Below are 20,468 nucleotides of genomic sequence, written 5' to 3'. Positions count from 1 at the left end.
CCCATTCCAGTATTGTCTGTCCGGTTGTACGTGACGGCGGCTTCAGGCAAGTGCGTGAAGCGCCGGATAAAGGGCGTGATAACGCTGATAGGCTTCGTCATAGGCCGGGCGCAGGGCCTGCTCCGGTTCGATGGTGCGGTCCGTACGCGGCGGCGTGCAGATGGCGAACGGGTCGGCCCCGGTTGCCGCGATGAGGCCGAGGCGGGCAGCACCGAAGGCAGCGCCGAAATCGCCTTCTTCCGGCAGCGAAACCGGCACGTTGAGCGCTGTCGCAATTGCTTTCAGCCAGTAGGCGGAACGTGAGCCGCCGCCGACGGCGATGAGCGAATGGATTTCGGTGCCTGCCGATTGCAGAGCCGCGAGATTGTCACGGATCGCGAAGGCGACGCCTTCCAGCACGGCCTGGGTGAGAGCGCACTGATCGGTTTCATGTTCCAGACCGGCGAAGACGCCGCGGATCTTTGCGTCATTATACGGCGTGCGTTCACCGGAGAGATAAGGCAGGAAGGTCGCGCCGCCCGGCGCCTTCAGCGTTTCGCCGAGCGCCCGGTCGAGTTCGTGCGGGGTTTTGCCGACGAGCTTCGCATACCAGTCGAGGGCGCTTGCCGCTGACAGGATCACGCCCATCTGGTGCCATGTGCCGGGCAAGGCATGGCAAAATGCGTGCACGGCGCTTTCAGGCTTCGGCTGGTAGGAGCCGTTGGCCGCGAAAAGCACGCCCGACGTGCCGAGCGAAACGAAAGCCTGTCCGGGCCTGACCGTGCCCATGCCGCAGGCGGAAGCCGCATTGTCGCCAGCGCCGCCCGCCACGACCGGCTGGCCCGCAATGCCCCATTCGGCGGCAAGTTCGGCACGCAAAAGCCCGGTTGTGTCGGTGCCTTCGGCAAGGCGCGGCATCTGGTCTTCGCTCAGGCCCGTCTTGTCCAGAAGTTCGCCCGACCAGCGGCGGGCACCCGTATCGAGCCAGCTCGTGCCCGCCGAGTCCGACATATCCGACACATATTCGCCGGTCAGCCAGAGGCGCAGATAATCCTTTGGCAACAGTACCTTGCGGGTACGGGCGAAGATATCGGGTTCGTTGTTTGCAACCCAGACCAGTTTCGGCGCGGTGAAGCCGGGAAAAACGATATTGCCGGTGATGGCGCGAAAGGCCGGATCGGCGTCAAGTTCGGCTGCTTCGCGATAGCTGCGCGTATCGTTCCAGAGGATGCAGGGGCGCAGCACCCGGTCTTGTTCGTCCAGCAGGGTCGCGCCATGCATCTGGCCGGAAAGACCGATACCGGCAACGGCGGAAAACGCTTTGGGATGCGCTGCGCGCAAGGCCTCGATCGCCATGCGGCAGGCCTCGATCCACTGCGCGGGGTCCTGTTCGCTCCAGCCGGGATGTGGGCGGGAAACGTCCAGTTCGCCATGGGCGAAACCGATCACCGCCTGCCCGTCATCGATCAGCAGCGCCTTGACACCGGATGTTCCTAGATCGAGCCCGAGATACATGCTTGCTCCTGTCGGATGATCGTCATCTCCCGCGCATCAGTCGAAATGCGGCAGGTTGTCTTTGAGGAAGATTTCAATGCGGATATGTTCCTGGCCCGGCACGATGGCCAGACGGTCCGCCGACGCCTTCAGAACCCGGATGGCGCTGCGGATTTCATGGCCCGCATCCTGCGCCAGAACCGCATGGATGGTTCCCTCTTCGAGTGCTTTGGAGGTCACGCTGTCGCGCTCATGGGCGATGACCAGGGGTCGGTTGGCCGAATGCGCCTCGAGCGCCTTCACCAGACCGCTATTGCCGGCGCCGAGACTGTAGATGCCCGCTATGTCGTCGCGTTCATCGAGAAGCTTGCCGACGAGCTTTTCCACGCGCGGTCCTTCGTCGAACCCTTCCAGAACCGGCAGGATTTCGCGGCCGGGAAAGTCGGACGACATGGCGGCCTTGAAGCCGTCGAAGCGCTCCTGGTGATCGCGCACTTTGAGCGAACCGGCGACGACTGCGAACGCGCCTTCGGTGCCATTGGCGAAAAGGCCGAGAAGCCGCGCCGCCGTGCGGCCCGCCGCGCCGTTGTCGACGCCGACATAATGCGCCCGCGACGAGTGGCCGAGATCGGAAACGAGCGTCACCGCATGAATGCCCTGTTCGCCGAGACGCGCGCAGGCTTCGCGCACGGGATCGGTATCGACCGCCACGAAGGCAACGCCATCGGGCTTGCGGGCGACGCACTCGTCGAGCGCGGCGACCAATGCCGCTTCATCGAACGCGGGAACGAGCACGACATTGACGAGAACGCGTTCGGCAAGCGCGCGCTCGGTCGCGGATTCCAGTTCCGCGCGCAGGCTCAGCATGAAGGTGTTTTCATTGTCCGGCAGGATGAAGACGAACTGATAGAGCCTGCCGCGCGCAAGATTTGCCGCGCCTACATCGCGCACATAGCCGAGCGTGCTCATGGCGGCCGTCACCCGGTCGCGCGTCTTGGCCCGGACGCCCGGGCGGTCGTTCAGAACGCGATCCACCGTGGCAAGGCTGACACCCGCTGTTCTGGCTATATCATGGACTGTAGGTTTCATCCCTGCTCCTTGCAGCGGACCATAAGAGCAAAAATGAGGTACGTAAATCAAAAAATGCTTGCCATTCGTTTTTCTTCACGTATCAATGATGTCGGAGGATGGGGCGGTGTGTTTTTCGCATTGCCCTCGATGGAGTGATCCTGGCGCGGGCGCCATGGGAGGATTGTCCATTCAAAAGAAAACGGCTCCATGCGGGGCTGTTTTGTCGTGCCGAACTCCGGGGGCGGAACACGTTCGGGGGCGAAGTTTGGTATCAGCCGGCAACGAGCCGGCAGTGTTTGGAGGAGGAGTGCATGAAACGTCGTAATTTTCTGACCGGCGCACTGGTTGCCGCCGCTATGGGTGTTGGCGCGATGGCGTCTACGCCAGTTTATGCTTCACCGGAAAACCCGGTCATCGGTTTTTCCATCGACGATCTGCGTGTCGAGCGCTGGGCGCGCGACCGCGATTATTTTATCGAGGCGGCGGGAAAGCTGGGTGCCAAGGTCAATGTCCAGTCGGCTGACGGCAATGAGGAAAAGCAGGTCAAGCAGGTTGAAAACCTGATCGCGCAGGGCGTGGACGCCATCGTCATCGTGCCGATGAACTCCAAGGTTTTCGATGCGGTTGTCGCCGATGCGAAGGCATCCGGCATCAAGGTCCTGTCCTATGACCGCCTGATCCTCAATGCCGATATCGACGCCTATATTTCGTTCGATAACGAGCGCGTCGGCTTCATGCAGGCCGAAGCCGTGCTGAAGGCCAAGCCGGAAGGCAATTATTACCTCCTCGGCGGATCGCCGACCGACAACAATGCCAAGCTGTTGCGCGCCGGTCAGGAAAAGGCGCTCAAGGAAGCTATGGATTCCGGCAAGGTGAAGGTCGTCGGCTCGCAGTGGGTCAAGGAGTGGAGCCCGACCGAGGCGCTTTCCATCATGGAAAACGCATTGACCGCCGCGCAGAACAAGATCGATGCCGTCGTTGCTTCGAATGACGGCACTGCCGGCGGCGCCATTCAGGCCCTTGCCGCGCAGGGGCTGGCTGGCAAGACAGCGGTTTCCGGCCAGGACAGCGACCTTGCCGCCGTCAAGCGGCTGATCGACGGCACGCAGACGGTGACGGTCTACAAACCATTGAAGCTGATCGCGACCGAAGCCGCCAAGCTGACGGTCCAGATGGTCAAGGGCGAAACGCCGGAATTCAACACCAAGCTGGATAATGGCGGCAAGCAGGTCGACACGCTTCTGCTGACGCCGACTGCGGTGACGAAGGACAATATCGACATCTACGTTCAGGACGGCTTCTACACCAAGGAGCAGATCTACGGGAAGTAAGCCTTCCCGCAGTGTTTCCAGCCAAGGCGATGCGGCTTTGCGTCTGGAAATACGATCAACGGACAGAGCGGTTCCGACTTCCCTCGGGACAGGAACCGCTCCGGAACACGGCCGGGGGGCAGTGGGGCCGGAGATATGGATGTCACTCTCCGATCTCCGGCCTGCCAGATTTTTGAATCTGTCACTGACAGCGTTGTCTGGAATATTTCCGCTCAAAGACTGCGCGCTTCGGCTCCGGGCGGCTCATCCTGCTGCATTACTGCAAGGTCACATGCGATGTCGGAATATCTTCTGGAAATGCGCAATATCGGCAAGGATTTCAATGGCGTGAAAGCGCTGGATGGAATCCATATCAAGGTGCGCGCGGGCGAATGCGTCGGGCTTTGCGGTGAAAACGGCGCGGGCAAATCCACGTTGATGAAAGTGCTTTCCGGCGTCTATCCGCACGGTAGCTGGACCGGGGAGATTTTCTGGGAAGGGCGGGAACTCAAGGCCAGCGGCATTCGCGATACCGAGGCGGCGGGTATCGTCATCATCCATCAGGAACTCATGATGGTGCCGCATCTCTCCGTTGCGGAGAACATCTTCCTCGGATCGGAGCCGACCAGCGGCGGTTTTATCGACTATGACCAGATGAATGCGCGCGCGACGGAGCTTCTGGCGCGCCTCAAGATTCACGACATCAATGTCGCGCTTCCGGTCTATCACTATTCGGGCGGCAAGCAGCAGCTCATCGAAATTGCCAAGGCGATCAACAAGAATGCAAAACTTCTCATTCTGGACGAGCCGACATCGGCGCTGACGGCATCCGAAACGCGCGTGCTTCTCGATCTGGTGAAGGATTTCAAGGCGCAAGGGATGGCCTGCGTCTATATCTCCCACAAGCTGGACGAAGTGGCGGAAATTTCCGACACGGTGACGGTTATCCGCGACGGGACGCATATCGGCACGAGGCCGATGGCCGAACTGACGACGCCTGCCATTATCACGATGATGGTGGGACGCGAGATGAAGAACCTTTTCCCGCGTGAGCCGCACGATATTGGCGAGGTCATTTTCGAGGCGCGCAATATCAATTGCTGGGACGTGACCAATCCCGACCGCAAGGTGGTCGATGATGTCTCGTTTGCGCTGCGGAGTGGCGAAATCCTCGGCATCGCCGGACTGGTGGGCGCGGGACGCACGGAACTCGTGTCGAGCCTGTTCGGTGTCTGGCCCGGAGCGCATGGGGGCAAGGTCTTTCTGGAAGGCCGGGAACTGAAAATCCGCACGCCGCGCGATGCGGTGCGCGAGGGTATATGCATGGTGCCGGAAGACCGCAAGCGCGACGGTATCCTGCCGATCATGCCGGTCGGCCACAACATGACGATCTCGGTGCTGGAGCGTTTTTCCTTGCGCGGACTGCTCGACAAGGAGGCGGAACTTGCTGCGATCCAGCGTGAAATCCTGCGCCTCAAGGTCAAGACGGCCGACCCGATGCTTGAAATCGCGGCGCTTTCCGGCGGCAACCAGCAGAAGGCCGTGCTGTCGAAAATGATGCTGCCGGAACCGAGAGTGCTCATTCTGGACGAGCCCACGCGCGGCGTCGATGTCGGGGCGAAATACGAAATCTACAAGCTCATTTTCGCGCTCGCGAAGCAGGGCGTCGCGGTGCTGATGGTATCTTCGGAAATGCCGGAGGTGCTGGGTATCAGCGACCGGGTTCTCGTCATCGGCGAGGGCAGGCTGCGCGGCGATTTTCCCAACGAGAATCTCACACAGGAGAAGGTGCTTGCCGCAGCAATCGGCAAGCCCGCAACCAATGCGGCCTGATCCGCAATAAATCTGACCGGTGCATGATATGACGTTGACAGGCAAAAGCCTTCGAAAGTTTCTGGCGGAATACAAGATTGTCGCCCTTTTGATCGTGGTGGCGCTCATCTGGGCCTTTTTCGCGATCCTGACCTACGATCCGGAGATGGGGCGCTCGCAGTTCCTGACCGCGCGCAATTTCTCCAATCTGCTGCGCCAGATGGCGATCACGGGAATGCTCGCATCGGCGATGGTGTTCGTCATCGTCGCGGGCGAGATCGACCTCTCAGTCGGCGCGCTTCTGGGGCTTCTGGGCGGCATCGCCGCCGTTCTCGACGTGATCTACGGATGGCCACTCTGGGCCACGGTGGTCACGGTTCTGGCGCTCGGCGTGGCGTTCGGCGCGTTCAATGGCTGGCTGACCGCCTATCTCGGCATACCGTCTTTCATCGTCACGCTTGGCGGGCAGCTTGTCTTTCGTGGCATCGTGCTCGGCATCATGGGCGGCGTCACCATCGCGCCGATTTCGCCGGGGTTCAAATATATCGGGCAGGGCTATCTGCCGGGCTGGCTTGGCAATCTTTGTGCGATAGCGCTTTTCGGCGTGCTGATCCTGATAGCGCTGCGCACCCGCGCCAGCAAGCGCAAGCACAATCTGCAGACGCTCTCATACGCCATGGAAGTCGCGAGGCTTCTCGGCATGGGGGCGCTGATCCTGGCTTTCATCCTGATCCTGAACAACTATCAGGGCGTGCCGGTTCCGGTTCTCATCCTGCTGGTCATTCTCGGTGTCTTCACCGTCGTCGCGAAGCAGACCGTGTTCGGCCGTCATATCTATGCCGTCGGCTCCAATATGGAGGCAACCCGCTTTTCCGGCGTCAATGTCAATTTCGTCAAGATGGCGGTCTTTGCGCTCATGGGCCTGATGGCCGCGGTGGCGGGGCTCACGACAACGTCGCGTCTGGCGGCAGGAACGCCATCGGCGGGCATGGGCGGGGAACTGGACGCCATCGCTTCCTGTTTCATCGGCGGAACATCCATGCGCGGCGGCGTCGGCTCGGTGATCGGTGCGCTGGTCGGCGCGCTCATCATGTCCAGCCTCGACAACGGCATGTCGATGCTCGGCGTCGATACGTTCTGGCAGCAGATCATCAAGGGCAGCATTCTCGTGCTGGCGGTCTATCTCGATATCGTTTCGTCGGGTACGAGGCGCGGATAGCTGCCCGCCGGAACCGTTATTCTCGGCGGGCTCACGGCAGCGGAACGATTTTCCCGTTCCGCTTGCCAGATACGGATTTGCTTTCTTGTTCGAAAGCGTCAAGGGCAGGATAGTGTCTCACCCCCAAGAGACAGTTCGCGGTTTCAGCGTGTTTCGCTGAACCGCCCCTATCATCGGCCCTGATTGACGGAATGAACGAAAAAGATCCCGAACCTGAAGTGCGTTTCGATCCAATTGCATCAGATCGGCGCTCCAGCTCTTTGTTTTTGAAGCGCATCTTGTCCGAAAACCGTTTTACATTTTTCGGGATAGGCTCTGGCCAGCCGCGCAGGTTTCGGCTGTTCAAACCCGTTCTGGCCGGCGCCACGCTGCGCGAGCGGTCGATCGCATGTGCCGGCGCGCTGATAGGCATCGTGCTGACCGGTCTCGTGTCGAGCCTTCTGCTCGGCAATGGTGCGCATCTGCCGCTCATCGTTGCGCCGATGGGCGCTTCGGCGGTGCTGCTCTTCGCCGTACCGAGCAGTCCGCTGGCACAGCCATGGTCGATTATCGGCGGAAACACGATTTCGGCTTTTGTCGGACTCTCGGTCACATATGTGGTCAGCGATCCGGCTTTGGCCATAGGCCTCGGCGTCGCGCTGGCGATTGCGGCGATGTCCGTTACGCGCAGCCTGCATCCGCCGGGAGGCGCCGCCGCGCTGACCGCAATTCTCGGCGGTTCGGCCGTCGCGAAATGGGGATTGCTGTTTCCGCTCGTCCCGGTGGCGCTCAATTCCTGTCTCCTGGTCGGGCTCGGCATCCTGTTTCACAAGCTGTCACGCAGGAAATATCCTCATGCGGCGGTGCCAGCGCCTGCGAACCAGCACAAGACCGAAGACCTGCCGCCCTCGGTAAGGCTCGGCATTCGTGAGGACGACATCGACCGGGCATTGCTTGCCCTCGATGAGAGCTTCGATATCGACCGCAACGATCTGGCGCGGCTTTTCCGACAGGTGGAGCTTGAAGTTACCATCCGCTCGCATGGCGATCTGACCTGCGGCGATATCATGTCGCGCGATGTCGTGAGCGTGGACGAAGGCGAAACAGCGAGCCATGCACGCGATCTGATCATGCGGCACAATTTGCTGACCCTGCCGGTGCGGGCGGAAGACGGGCAATTGCGGGGCGTCGTCGGGCTGAGGGAGCTGATGCATCCAGGCGACGATTTCCGCAATTATATCGTCGGCGCATCGACGGCTTCGGAAAACGATCCGGCTTTCGGCCTTTTGCCGACCCTGACCGACGGGCTTACCCACGCCGTCGTCATCGTGGACGAAATGCGGCGCATCGTAGGGCTGGTATCGCAGACCGATCTTCTGGGCGCGGTCGCGCGTGCCCTGCCGCAGCAAAAGGCCGTCGCGCTGGAAGCGGCGTGAGCTGCTTCGCCATCGTTGCTATTGAACAAAAAGAGATTTCCGGGCAGATTCATGATAGGGCATGTCTCCCGAAAGCCGGAACAGGCTCCAAGATAACCGGAAATCCCGAGCCAACAGGTGAATATGTCCGTCGAGCGCGCGAGCTTCTACATCCTACTGGCTCTGGTCACCATCGCTTTTGCGTGGTTGCTGCTGCCATATTATACGGCGGTTCTCTGGGCGGTTATTCTGGCCGTCATCTTCTATCCGGTCCAGCAGGGGCTGGAACGGTTGCTGCGCGGGCGTAAAAACATCGCGGCGCTGCTTTCCGTGCTCATGTGCATCTGTCTCGTCATCATTCCGATGCTGGCCATCTTCAGCTCGCTGGTTCAGGAGGGTAATTCTCTCTTCCAGCGCCTGAGCAGCCGCGAATTCGACCTGAACAGCTATATCTCCCGCATCCTTGGCGCCCTGCCGGATTCGCTTGAGGAATGGCTGACCCGGTTCGAGCTTGGCAATTTCGCGGAATGGCGCTCGCGCATTTCCTCGGCCATCATGCAGGGTAGCCAGCTTTTTGCCGGCAGGCTTGTCAGCTTCGGCCAGAACACGCTGCAATTCTTCATCGGCTTCGGCATCATGCTTTACCTGCTGTTCTTCCTGTTCCGCGACGGAGCGGAACTGGGACGAAAGATCAGGCGGGCCATTCCGCTCAACGACGATTATACGCGCCAGTTTCTGGAAAAATTTACGGCGGTCATACGGGCGACCGTGAAGGGCAACATCATCATCGCCATCATTCAGGGCATGATAGGCGGCGTCACGTTCTGGTTCCTCGGCGTGGAGGCGGCTCTGCTGTGGGGCGTCATGATGACCTTCCTCTCCATGCTGCCCGCTGTCGGGGCGGCACTTGTCTGGATACCGGCTGCGGCCTGGTTCTTCGCGAGCGGCGACTGGATCAGCGGTGGAATCCTGGTCTTCATCGGCGTGTTCGTGATCGGCCTGGTCGATAATCTCCTGCGTCCGCCCCTGGTCGGAAAAGGCACACGCATGCCGGACTATGTGGTTTTGATTTCCACGGTGGGCGGCATATCGCTGATCGGCATCAACGGCTTCGTGATCGGTCCGTTGATTGCGGCGATGTTCATCGCCGCATGGTCGCTGCTGGCTGAAGAGCAGAAGGGCAATCCCGCCCATCTGCCGAAGGAATGACCGTCAGGCGACTTTCAACTCCGCAATGGGCAGGCCGGTTTCGGTCATCTTGTTGTCGACGCCGTTTTCATCGAGGAAATGCTTCATCTCGGCATAGGTCTCGAACCAGGCGCGGTTATATTTGTCGAACAGCGACTGATCCCAATAATCCTCCAGCCGGAAAGGCTGGTCGCTGAAGACGTCGTAGCTCGGAATCTTGTAGGTTTCGGCAAATTCCGCCGTGCGACTGTCATAGGTGAAATAGATCGACGGTACGCCATTGGCCAGCGCCATCAGATTGCCGTGCAGGCGATAGCCGAGCACGAGCTGCTGCCTGCGCACGAGATTTTCATAATCGGCGACGACATCCGAATAGAACATGCGGTGGCGATAGAGGTTTTCCATCTCATCGTCGAAATACCAGTCGGCGGTCCAGCGATGCGCCTTGAGGGCGGCTATGGCTTCTTCCTTCTGCTCGGGCGTGCCGAAAACCATCTTCTTTTCTTCGATCTCGCCCTGCGCCATCAAGGTGACATCGAAGCGCCCGGCCATGGATTTGACGAGGTCGCGGTGGCGGGTCAGATATTGCTCGATATCCTGCGCATAGGCGGGTGACACTTCGCGGCGCACCGTGACACCCACCTGCTGCACGGTTTCGATCGGCGGCAGCTTGATGCGAAGGTGCTGGTTGTTGCGGCGGAAGGCCGTCGGACAGCCGACGATACGCACATTGCGGATGCCTATATCGTTGAGCACCTGCGCCGTATAGGCACCGCGCACGCCGATGGAAGTGGTGGAATCGGCAATAATACGAAGGACGGCCTTGGTTTCCTCCGAAAGCTGGATTTCCCCTCTGACCGGCGCCTGCGCTCCTATGCCGAATGCGATGACGGGCAGCTTGAGCCGTTGCAGCACCGGGATCGCGTCGCGCCAGTTCATGTCCTTGTTGACGTAGTTCGAACCGCGCAGGATCACATAATCATAGTCTTCACGCAGCTGATCGATCTTCTCCGGCGAGAAATTGGTGATCGGCAGTTCGGATGCCTTTTCGTAATTCATCAGCTTCAGCGACGACTCGAAAACGAAGGCATCGCCGATATTGTGGTAGTGATTGATGCTGCCCTGCACGTCTGTATGACGATACCAGCGTACATTGTCGTGATCGTAGACTTCTCCCGCAGGGATCATGACGAGGGCTCGTGCCATGCGTTTTTCCTTTTTCATGATACAGGCAAACTGGTGGATTTTTCGGATTTGACGTTTGAAACAGCATCTCATTCAGTCGGGATTCAAACGCCAAATTCAATCCACCAGGCTCAGCTTGCCTGAGAAAGGGCAGTTTCTGTGACTGCCGGTTTCTGTCTGCGGGGCTTTGCCTCGCGCAGCCGGTTATAGAGATCGAGATGTTCCTTCGCGCAATCGACATAGTGCACCGGATTGCGGATGGAGCGGTGCAGCCGGTCCCAGATGCTCGGATCGCTCAGCACTTCGGTGAAGCGGTCGGCAAGGTCTTCGGCGCTGCGCACACGAAAATGCAGGCCGTCCTCGCCGTCGCGAATCTTCTCGGCCATGCCGCCTATATTGGAACAGATGACCGGGCGGCGGTGATGCAGCGCTTCCTGAATGACGATGGGGGAATTCTCCCACCAGATCGAGGGCATGACCACCCAGTCGACCGACTGCATGAGGCGCGGCATTTCCGCATTCTGGTAGGCGCTATAAAAGTGCACGCGCGGCCCGGCCTCCTCGATCAGTTTCTGCATCCTCTCCTGGAAGGCGGGAGGCTGTTTTTCCAGATTTCCGCCGAAGATCATAAGGCGTGAATCCTCGCCCCATACCTGTTCCGGCACTCGTGAAATGGCGTCGATCAGGACGTCGATGCCCTTGAACGGATTGATCTGCCCGAAAAAGGCGAAGCGGCTGCGGCGCGGATTCGGGCCTGTCAGTTCGCGCGGGGGCGTGACATCGCGGATGGCGATGCCGTTCTCGATCACGCTCATCTTTTGTGGATCGAGCCCCCATTCGAGATAGCGGTTTGCAAGAAAATCGCTGGGTGAAACGAAAGCGTCCGCCAGTTCGAGCATACCGCGCACGAAACGCTCGCGCTTCAGGAAACGCGCAGGCGGTATCTGCGGGAAGCAGGCATGACAATCGATGGGCGAAGCCTCGTTGCAGAGCTTGGACGTGCCCGCCTTCACCATCTGTCCATCATTGTTGCAGATGGACAGAAATTCGTGGAACGTGACCAGGATGATCCGGTCAGGCAACGCCTCGCGAATGGCATAGAGCGTTTCGAGACCCAGCCCCAGAACGTGATGGAAATGCACGATATCCGGGTCGAAATCGCGCACGAAGCGCAGGAGATCGCGGCGTATCTCGTCCGTGTTCTTGTTCGACAGGTAGAAATGGTCGTATTCGTCGGCGTGAAACAGGATTTCATCGCTGGCGCGACGCATACTCATCAGCGCCGTGGTGCCGTGGCGCGGCAGCGGCTGGCCAGCCCGCGCCAGATAGACCGACTGCACGTCGGGAATGCTGTTCAGCCCCTTGTGCAGATTATAGGAGGCAATCTCCCCGCCGCCGAGCGAGATCGACGGATGGGCATGGGAGATGACGAGGACACGCAGTTTGTCGCTCATGCGGGTTCCTCCAACTGGACATTGCGCCTTCCGGCAAGGATGGAAGACCAGCGTGCATCGAAGACCTGCCGGTCGATCCGCTCGATAAGGGCTATGGTCGATGCCCTGTCCGTCACGGAAGCATCGTCCGCGCCAAGCATCTGCGCCGACGGCAGCCAATAGGAGCGCAGGCCCGATTGTTTGAGTTTCAAGCCGAGATCCAGTCCCTTTTCATGCGTGCCGAGATAGCCGCGCGTGAAGCCTCCGACGGAAAACAGGGCTTCACGCGGGAGAATGCAGCATTCGAATGTGGCCGTCGCCACTTCCGTCAGCGACATGCCGGATACGGCCCCGATGGGGTATCCGGCATAACGGCTGATGAGGGCGCGGTCCGATTGCGGTCCCGCGACCCAGGTTCCCGCCCAGCGGATGGAGTCATCTTCATAGGCAAGGGTTGGCGAAAGCACGCAATCCTTGTGCGCTTGGTAGGCGGTGACGAGCTTGTTCAGCCATCCGGCGCGGCGCGGCAACAGCGATCCGGCGAGAAACACGACCTGATCGGTGGAAACCGTGCGCGCGCCGACCTCCAGCGCGTCGTAAAGGTCTTCCGACCCGTTGGCCGATACGAGACGGATGCGCAAGCGATAGAAATCCGCAAGCCGCCTGATCTGTACGCCGACGCGATCGATGATTTCAGTTGCGGCCGCAATGACGATCGGCGCGATCCGCGTTTCGGGATCGAGCGCCAGCAGCGCGAGCAAAGGCTCGATTTCCTCGACGCGCTCATCGATGCCGATAATGATCGCGGGGCCTGCCGCATCCTCGAACGGACCGAGATCGACCACGCCGAACACTTCCGGCGCGGGGCGATTGACCCCGCGCAGCAACGGCACGAGTTGCTGGTCGACGATATGGCGCAGCGCCCATGCGTTGGGATCGGTCGCACGGAGCTGACGCACGATGGCGTCGCGCGAGGTTACGCGGGTCGGCGTCAGCGGGAAGAAGGCGCGGCGCCCGTCGCTGATCGCAAGCTCGATATAGAAAGGCGCGGTGCTGTCACCCGCAAGTTCCGGTGCGAAGGCAACGAAACCATGGGCATGGCGGCTGGGGTCGAGACCCGCATTGAACGGCGGCTGGTTGTCGAATTCGCGGGTGACGTCGGGCCGGTCGATGCGGGTCCATGTGGTGTCGATCTGGATTTCGCCGCGATGACGGCGCAGCTTCACGCTTTCCACATGGCTGTCGGGATCGAGAAGCCAGCCGGAAACAAGCAACCCGCTGCCCTCGACGCGAAAGACATTGTCGATCCCCATGCGCACGGGGAAAGGCAGGCCGGAAACAGTGTCGGCCCCGTCGAAGCGGTTGGCGGCCGAGCGCATCCGTAGCAGGATGTCGGTCGAACTGCGCACGCGCGGCAGGATGGCGCGAATGTGTCCCGGCGTTTCGCGGGCGCCGGCAAGCATCCTGCGGTCATAAACTTCGGTAAAACGCCAGCCGCGCCGTCCGCGAAACAACAGCCTTTCGATGTCGGTCGGCTCCACCGGCTCGTTGGCGAGCAACAGGCCCGCGAAGCCCGATGCCTGATCGTTGAGATCGGGTCGCGCAAAAACGCTGATCGCGCATTCGGCGAGCGACGGATTCTTCCCGCTGATGAGCAGGCGCGTGACGGCGGGCGCCAGGTCCTGCGCCCAGCCCTGCACGAAAATCTCGCCTTCGTCGCTGCCGCCGATGAGTTCGATACAGCCGTCGGAGCGCGCTCCTGCTTGCAGAAGAACAGTGATGGCGGAGAGTTTCTTCCTGCTGATCGGACCTGAAATCAGCCCTTCCACCAGTTCATCGATCACACCCGGCAGGCTCGCTCCGGCAAGATCGCCGATCATGGCGACGAAATCGCCGATGGAGGCGGAGCGTGAGGCAAAATTATAGCGCGCGACCTTGGCCCGATGCTGGAACATGATCGTCTTCAGAATGCCCCGGCGCAGGGCATTGGTCGGCACGATGGCGACGAAACCGTGAGTTCCTGCGGGCGATGGTTCCTTGAGCGGCCAGGTGATGAGGCTGGTCTTCACACTCATCGCCGGGTCGCCATTGAGGAAGGCCGTCACCTGATCGGTGGCGGCGCCGCCGATGCCCAGCACCAGAACCAGCGTGTCTTCGATCACGCTGCCGACGACCATTTCGCCTTCCATCATCATGGGTGGGCGATCCGGTGCGCGGGCAAGTCTGGCGGTGGGCTGTGCGGTTGGTCTTTCGTCCTGCGACATTGCCATGTCCTCAGGGCATGACCGCGAGTGTCAGAAGCGCGCCGGCTATAAAGCCCGCCAGGACGAAAATCAGCATGAACAGAAGCTTGATGTCGCCATTACTGCGTTTGCGCACGTCCTCCATGCGCTGTTCCAGACCGGCGACGACGCCGTCCATGCGCATGATATGCACGTCAAGTTCGCTCATGCGTTGATGCAGGTCGTTTCGCAGCCCATCGACCGAGCCTGCAATGTCAAGCAGTTCGGCAGGCGCGGCATTGCCCGATGCATCGAGTGTCGGCGCAACGCGCTGGAGCGAACGCTGATTGACCTGCAACTGGCGCTGTGCGGCCATCAGCATGTCGAGCTTGTCGAGAATGCGCGCCATCGGGGCTGCGATCAGTGCTTCGGCGGCCTGTTCGTCGGGTTTCGGCACGCGCAGTTTCTGCTCGGTCCCCGCCGCATTGGCAGCAACGACCACGAGTTCACCGGCGCGCGCGGCGGCGAATTGCGGCAGCATCACTTCAAAAGCGTGCTTGCCGTCGCCGATGCCGTTGCGCTTCAGGTCCGGGCGATCCTTGTCCGCGGGGGCCTCGGCGATCGGCTTGTCGTCCAGAAGGACACGGATCAGAAGTCTCTCCGTCGGAAATGACGGGTCGAAGGCCCAGCCGTAGAGCCGCCCTTCCTCGATTGCGTCAACGCGTCCTTTCATGGCTTCGGTCCTTTGAGGCGCGGCTGCGGCATTGGCCGCCGTCGCCTGCCTTGCTTCCCCCACGGATGGCCCCCCAGATGGAACTTTGGTCGCGATGTTCATGGTTTACCTCTCATGCTGCCTCGACACGGGCGATACGCAAGTTCCCGATGAGATCGAGATAGCGTGTCGCCGTGGTGTCGATGGTATCCGGATGACGCGCATTGCTACCGAGCGAGCGGCGCAGATCCGGGTTTTCCGCCATGCGCCGCATCGCTTGTGCGAGTGCCAGCGGATCGTTCGGCGGAACGGTGAGGCCATTGACCTCGTTTTCGATCATTTCGGCCATCCCGCCGATATTGCTGCATATGACCGGGCAGTTCTGTCCCTGCGCTTCCTGAATGACGAGTGGGGCATTTTCCCACCAGATCGAAGGCATGACGGCGCAATCGACCGTCTGGATCAGTTGCGCAATGTCCTCGCGGCGATAGGCGCCGCGACGCTGGACGAAGGGCGATGTTTCGGCAAAGAGCCGGTCGAGGTCGTTGACGAAGCTTTCGCTCTGGAACGGCGCTGCGCCATGCACGCGCAATTCGAAATCGAAACCTTCGGAAATGAGCTGCCGGGCGGCTTCGAGCAGAACCGTCGTGCCTTTCCACGGATTGAGATTGCCGAAATAGCCGAAGACCGGCTTTTTACGCTCCGCCGACCGGGTCGGAATTGAGGGGCGCTCGGGCTGGCCGTTGGGAATGACGCTGACCAGTTCTTCCGCCAGGCCCCATTCGACATAACGCTGTTTCAGGAATTCGCTCGGCGAAACGAATGCATCGACGGTGCTCAGCAGCGACTTGATGTGGCGTTCGCGCAGCACGAATTTGTCGAGTGCAATATCCTTGAAACAGGCATGGCAGCGGTCGGGGCCAGCCCCATGGCACAATTCCTTGCCGGTGGTGCGGACCATCAGGCCGTCATGATGGCAGATTGGATAATAATCGTGCAAAGTCAGAACGATACGGCAATCTGGTAATGTGCGGCGCACGATATGCGGAAATTCCGCGCCAAGCAAAAGCAGATGATGCAGATGCACGACATCGGGCCGGAAATCGTTGAGCAGTTCGACGATATCCGGCACGATGCCGTAAAGATCGATCTGGCTCATGTAGAAGCGGTCGAAATGGCCGGACCAGAGCAGGATTTCGTCGCCGCCATTGCCGATGCTCTGGAAGCTTGTGCCGGGACGGGCCTCGCGATGCACCTTGTTGGTCGCGCCCATGAACATCGCTTCGCACCCCGCACGCTGATAGGCGCGGAAAAGGTCGTGAGCGAATATCTCCGTGCCGCCGGGGTGCAGCGATGGATGGTTATGGGCGGCAATCAGGACACGCGGAGCCATCAGATGGCACCTCGCGAGGCAATGAATATATCCTGATAATGATCGGCGTCGACGCCGCGCCAGTGGCCGAGAGATTTGGTTTCGAGCATCAAGCCGACACCCGCCAGCGCGCGGTCGAGAAAGCCGCTTTCAAAGCCGACTGCGGCAAGGGGCGGCAGATCCGGCACGAACCAGCATGGACCGTCGCCATGGCGTTCAAAGGCGAGACGCCTGTCACGCTTGCCATGCCGGTCGCGCGCCGCAATATCGTCCACGACGAAAGCGGTCATGAAAAGCCTGCCGCCGGGCGCGAGAACGCGCGCGACTTCGCGCAGATAGACCTTGACCTCATCCGACGGCAGATGCGTCACGACCGACGTCATGATCGCGAAATCGAAGCTCTTGTCCTGAAAGGGCAGAACGAGGCTGATGCCATTGACCACCCCCTTCGGATTATAGAGATCGTGCGCGATATCGATGTGGCGGAAATCGAAGTTCGGGTAGCGCGACGCGATGTTCTGGCGGCACCAGTTGACGCCGCCCGCCACCGGGTCGATGCCGGAATAGCGCGCCCTGGCAGGGTCGAGATATTGCGTCAGCGGCACGGCCATGCGGCCTATGCCCGAACCGATGTCGAGCACGCGCGCATCGGGCCGCAGCCCGCCCTTGCGGATGAAATGGCCGAGAAATTCGGCGCCTACCGCGCGATAATCGCCATCTCCGACGAAGACGCTGTTCGGGTCGGGCGAGGGCAGAAAGCGGTTCTTCAGAACAGACTGCATCAGCCAGTCGATCTGCGTATCCGGAATAGCGGGTCCGGTTTCGGGGGCTGGCTGTTTCAGCATTACCACATCCGTCAAGCGGCGTTCCTTTCAGACTTGGTCATGATCACATTCGACAGATCGGCCGCCCGATCGTCGTCTTGCGATGGAACCATCAGTTCGGCAATATCGTCGTCCCAGCGCTGGGTGTGGAGCCAGGAATTATATTGGCTGGCGAGGCCGCGCATGTAGTCCGCGCTGCGGCGGATCGAGCGGCGCTCGAAATGGTAAAGAGCGACGGCGGGTTCGTAGTATATCCCGAAGCCGAGTTGCCTTATCTTCAGGCACAGGTCGCTGTCCTCATAGTCTCCGATGATATAATCTTCAGTATATCCGCCGACCAGGTCGAAGATATCCCTGCGTGTGGTGAGGCAGGCGCCGGTAACGCCCGGCACTTCCCGTGCGCGCAGCGCGGACGGATAGTTTCCGGGCATGCCCTTGTAATAATGATGGTTCAGCCAGATGCCCTGACGGTCGCGGGCAAAATAAAGCCCGGCGTGCTGGAGGGAGCCGTCCTCGAACAGGAGGCGCGGGCCGATCGCACCGAGCTTGGGCTGATCGAACAGAGGCTGGACGAGTTGCTGCAACCAGCCGTGTTCCGTCGGAACCACATCGGAATTCAGCATGACGATGGTGGTGCCTGTCGCGATGCCGGCGCCCGCATTGCAGGCACGGGCGTAACCGCCGTTGCGGTTCATCACGGCGAGTTTGAAGGGCATGTCGTGCAGGATGTGCAGCCCGCCCAGCATGTGTTCCGTATCGTCCTGAATTTCGGGCGAATCCAGCACGAAGATGAATTCTGCGTTTTCCATCAGCCAGGGATCGGTGGCCATTGCCGAGAACTGAAACCGCAGGAAATCGAGATTGCGGTAGAGGGGGATGACGATGGACGCGAGCGGCGAGGCTGGCGTCTGGCCGTAATCCTTGACTTCGGAAATCCGCACCGTTGCGCCCAGCTTCTTTTCGACTTCGGTCAGCGCGGGCGCCAGGATATGCGTGAATACGTCGGGTCGCGCCTGCTGCGGCGGTACGGAGCGCAGGATGCGGTTGCGCTGCGCGGATGGCTCGAAAGGCTGGGGCGCGGGGACGAGCGGCGCGGTCGCGCCGGAAGCAAGGCGAATCTGGAAGCGCGGTTGCAGCAGCGGTCCGAGATTCTGCACCGAAGGAAGCCAGGCGACGAAGCCGGTCACATCCTGCTGCGGGGCATCCGGGCTTTTGGCGACCTTGCCCGGAAACTTGTGAAAATGAGGTTTCAGCGACAGCGCGCTTCCGTTTTCGGGCAGATATTCGATATCGGCAAGCATGGCTGCCGGGTCGTGCATCCAGCCGCCGACGATCAGCCCGCCGTCAAGCGCAAGCGCGAGGTCGATTTCCGCCGCGGGATGGGTGGCCGATTGTGCGATCTGGCGCACGGGCAGTGGCGTACGCGTTTGCAGGTCGATGGCGACGGCCGCGCCGGCGGGGCCGAGCTTGCCGAGCTGGCGGACAAGAAATTCGCGCAGCGCGCCGTTACCCTGCCATTTGGTCCACCATTTTGCGAAATCCGTTTGCTCGCTTTTGGGGCTGGCCAGCTTGCGGACGGCAACGCCTTTCTGGCCCGTCAGTACCAGCAGGAGCGACGATGGCAGGTCCTGTGTCGCTTCCAGCAGAAAATGGCATGGCTGCCAGGCATTGCGGGCCTGTTTGCCGACAACGAATCTGGGCGGAATAACCATGACGCTGCCCGACGTGATGCCATAGATGGCGGAAATCTCGCCCAGCATCGGATCGACCGCCGTTTCAAGCAGGTGATGGCTTTGGACGGGCTCGCCGCAATGCTGGGCTTCACGTGGTTCGGGCGTCAATGCGAAAGTCAGGTCACGCACGAGAGATGCGAAAGTCTGGTTTCGCGAAAGCCGGAATGTGCTGCGCCACGTGGTCAGAATATTGGTCAGAAGCTTGATGTGGCCGGGTAGGGTGAGATCACTCGTCACATATTCGACGTCGAAGGGAGCGAGCTCGTTGGCCGGATAGACGACCGTCTGGGCCGTCGGGCCGAGAGAACCGGCGGAGAGCGAGAGTTCAACGGGATCGCTGCCGGTGCGCATCGCCCAGAACATGCGTATGCCGCCGCTTTCGAGCGGGATGCCCACGCTCACCAGCGGAACCGGCTGGACGGGCATTTCAAGCGTGCATTTGGTGGTTGTACGAGCCGGGGCCGGGATATCCCAGATGACTACAGCGACATCGGCGCAAAGACGGCAGATGGAAAGGTTTTCGGTTTTGCTTTCAATGTCCGCCGAATGGTCGAGGTTCAATGTGAGGCCCTTTCATTCTTTCGGAGGCCCGGAAACGCGAAGTTATTTGGATAACTAGTGGATTGAATTTGACGTTTGGATCCCGACTGAATGAGATGCTGTTTCAAACGTCAAATTCGAAAAATCCACTAGATACATAAACTTACTAGTGGTCTTTTCGATTCCGACATTTGCTCGGCGCCTGTATCAGAGGGATGCAAATGTCGGAATCAGACCACTAGGTCCGGGAAGATGAAACGTGCCCGACGGGAGGATAGCCGGGCACGCTCTCGATTGTTTAATCAGTGAACAGTGAAGTACTGATCGGGATGTTCCTGCACATCGCTTGCATCGGTGTTTACGAGGGTGACGGTGTCGCCATTGCCGAGATCGACAACGACATTGCCACCAACCTGCGTGACACGGTCGGTAAGATCATCCGCCGAAGAAATATCAAGACCGTTGATACCCTTCTGAATCTGCAGGATGTCTTCGCCGGGATTGAAGTCGAGAATGACGTCGTTGCCGCCGCCACCGCTGAACAGGAATGTATCGCTGCCATGCCCGCCGATGAGAACGTCGTTTCCTGCACCGCCATCGAGGATGTCGCTGCCGTTTCCACCTTCGAGAATGTCATTATGAGCGCCGCCAAACAGCAGGTCGGAGCCATTGCCGCCCTGGAGAATGTCATCTCCATTGTGGCCGAACAGCACGTCGTTGCCATTGCCGCCGCTCAGGACGTCATTTCCTTCATTGCCGAAGAGAATGTCATTTCCGTTTTCGCCGAACAGGGTGTCGTCGCCCGTGCCGCCGAAAAGGATGTCACTCCCGTTGCCGCCGAAGACCGTGTCATTGCCGTCGCCGCCGAAGACAAGATCATCACCGCCATGGGCGCGGATGAAATCGTCAAAGCGGGAGCCGAACAACACGTCGTCGTAGGCGCCGCCTTCTAAAGTGGCCATCTGCTTCTCCTTGTGTTC

At 60.4% G+C, this 20,468-nt stretch carries 15 protein-coding genes; 5 read left to right on the top strand and 10 right to left on the bottom strand.

Features of this window, described 5'->3' with window-relative positions:
• Positions 1 to 42 precede the first annotated feature (42 nt).
• Together xylB and FHS76_RS13235 are read right to left on the bottom strand one after the other, a co-directional pair.
• Positions 43 to 1,494, bottom strand: a complete 1,452-nt coding sequence (gene xylB, locus FHS76_RS13240; RefSeq protein ID WP_183653292.1) for a xylulokinase — start codon at positions 1,492 to 1,494, stop codon at positions 43 to 45.
• Between the two features lie 36 nt (positions 1,495 to 1,530).
• Positions 1,531 to 2,562 (bottom strand): LacI family DNA-binding transcriptional regulator, encoded by a 1,032-nt coding sequence (locus FHS76_RS13235; protein WP_183653289.1) that lies wholly within the window; start codon positions 2,560 to 2,562, stop codon positions 1,531 to 1,533.
• A gap of 293 nt (positions 2,563 to 2,855) precedes the next feature.
• Between FHS76_RS13235 and xylF the strand changes: the two genes are divergently transcribed.
• The 5 genes from xylF to FHS76_RS13210 all read left to right on the top strand — a co-directional run bounded on the left by xylF (position 2,856) and on the right by FHS76_RS13210 (position 9,488).
• Positions 2,856 to 3,875 carry a D-xylose ABC transporter substrate-binding protein gene (gene xylF / locus FHS76_RS13230; protein ID WP_183653286.1) on the top strand — a complete coding sequence of 340 codons (1,020 nt, stop codon included), beginning with the start codon at positions 2,856 to 2,858 and terminating at the stop codon, positions 3,873 to 3,875.
• Positions 3,876 to 4,151: 276 nt separating this feature from the next.
• Positions 4,152 to 5,687: a xylose ABC transporter ATP-binding protein gene (locus tag FHS76_RS13225; protein ID WP_183653284.1), complete on the top strand. Its 1,536-nt coding sequence runs from the start codon at positions 4,152 to 4,154 to the stop codon at positions 5,685 to 5,687.
• 28 nt (positions 5,688 to 5,715) lie between these two features.
• Positions 5,716 to 6,885, top strand: coding sequence for a sugar ABC transporter permease (locus tag FHS76_RS13220; protein WP_183653281.1), 1,170 nt, complete (start codon positions 5,716 to 5,718; stop codon positions 6,883 to 6,885).
• A 191-nt stretch (positions 6,886 to 7,076) separates the two neighbouring features.
• Positions 7,077 to 8,300 carry an HPP family protein gene (locus FHS76_RS13215; protein ID WP_183653278.1) on the top strand — a complete coding sequence of 408 codons (1,224 nt, stop codon included), beginning with the start codon at positions 7,077 to 7,079 and terminating at the stop codon, positions 8,298 to 8,300.
• 123 nt (positions 8,301 to 8,423) lie between these two features.
• Positions 8,424 to 9,488, top strand: coding sequence for an AI-2E family transporter (locus tag FHS76_RS13210; protein ID WP_183653472.1), 1,065 nt, complete (start codon positions 8,424 to 8,426; stop codon positions 9,486 to 9,488).
• A gap of 3 nt (positions 9,489 to 9,491) precedes the next feature.
• Here FHS76_RS13210 and FHS76_RS13205 read toward each other — a convergent pair whose 3' ends face one another.
• The 8 genes from FHS76_RS13205 to FHS76_RS13170 all read right to left on the bottom strand — a co-directional run bounded on the left by FHS76_RS13205 (position 9,492) and on the right by FHS76_RS13170 (position 20,450).
• Positions 9,492 to 10,673, bottom strand: a complete 1,182-nt coding sequence (locus FHS76_RS13205) for a polysaccharide pyruvyl transferase family protein (RefSeq protein WP_183653275.1) — start codon at positions 10,671 to 10,673, stop codon at positions 9,492 to 9,494.
• Positions 10,674 to 10,783: 110 nt separating this feature from the next.
• Positions 10,784 to 12,106, bottom strand: coding sequence for a glycosyltransferase family 4 protein (locus FHS76_RS13200; protein ID WP_183653272.1), 1,323 nt, complete (start codon positions 12,104 to 12,106; stop codon positions 10,784 to 10,786).
• Positions 12,103 to 14,349 (bottom strand): glycosyltransferase family 2 protein, encoded by a 2,247-nt coding sequence (locus FHS76_RS13195; protein WP_183653269.1) that lies wholly within the window; start codon positions 14,347 to 14,349, stop codon positions 12,103 to 12,105. The genes FHS76_RS13200 and FHS76_RS13195 overlap by 4 nt, the downstream gene beginning before the upstream one ends.
• Positions 14,350 to 14,359: 10 nt before the next feature.
• Positions 14,360 to 15,142 carry a hypothetical protein gene (locus tag FHS76_RS13190; RefSeq protein ID WP_183653266.1) on the bottom strand — a complete coding sequence of 261 codons (783 nt, stop codon included), beginning with the start codon at positions 15,140 to 15,142 and terminating at the stop codon, positions 14,360 to 14,362.
• A gap of 10 nt (positions 15,143 to 15,152) precedes the next feature.
• Positions 15,153 to 16,412 (bottom strand): glycosyltransferase family 4 protein, encoded by a 1,260-nt coding sequence (locus FHS76_RS13185; protein WP_183653263.1) that lies wholly within the window; start codon positions 16,410 to 16,412, stop codon positions 15,153 to 15,155.
• The gene (locus FHS76_RS13180) at positions 16,412 to 17,251 is read right to left on the bottom strand and encodes a class I SAM-dependent methyltransferase (protein WP_183653260.1); all 840 of its coding nucleotides are present in this window, start codon (positions 17,249 to 17,251) and stop codon (positions 16,412 to 16,414) included. The genes FHS76_RS13185 and FHS76_RS13180 overlap by 1 nt, the downstream gene beginning before the upstream one ends.
• On the bottom strand, positions 17,248 to 19,509 hold the full coding sequence (locus FHS76_RS13175) for a glycosyltransferase (protein WP_183653257.1): 2,262 nt from the start codon (positions 19,507 to 19,509) through the stop codon (positions 17,248 to 17,250). The genes FHS76_RS13180 and FHS76_RS13175 overlap by 4 nt, the downstream gene beginning before the upstream one ends.
• A gap of 281 nt (positions 19,510 to 19,790) precedes the next feature.
• The gene (locus FHS76_RS13170; protein ID WP_183653254.1) at positions 19,791 to 20,450 is read right to left on the bottom strand and encodes a calcium-binding protein; all 660 of its coding nucleotides are present in this window, start codon (positions 20,448 to 20,450) and stop codon (positions 19,791 to 19,793) included.
• Positions 20,451 to 20,468: the final 18 nt, after the last annotated feature.

It is taken from the genome of Brucella daejeonensis, from assembly GCF_014199265.1.
GTDB classification, from domain to species: Bacteria; Pseudomonadota; Alphaproteobacteria; order Rhizobiales; family Rhizobiaceae; genus Brucella; species Brucella daejeonensis.
This window is presented reverse-complemented; position numbering and strand designations above follow the sequence as displayed.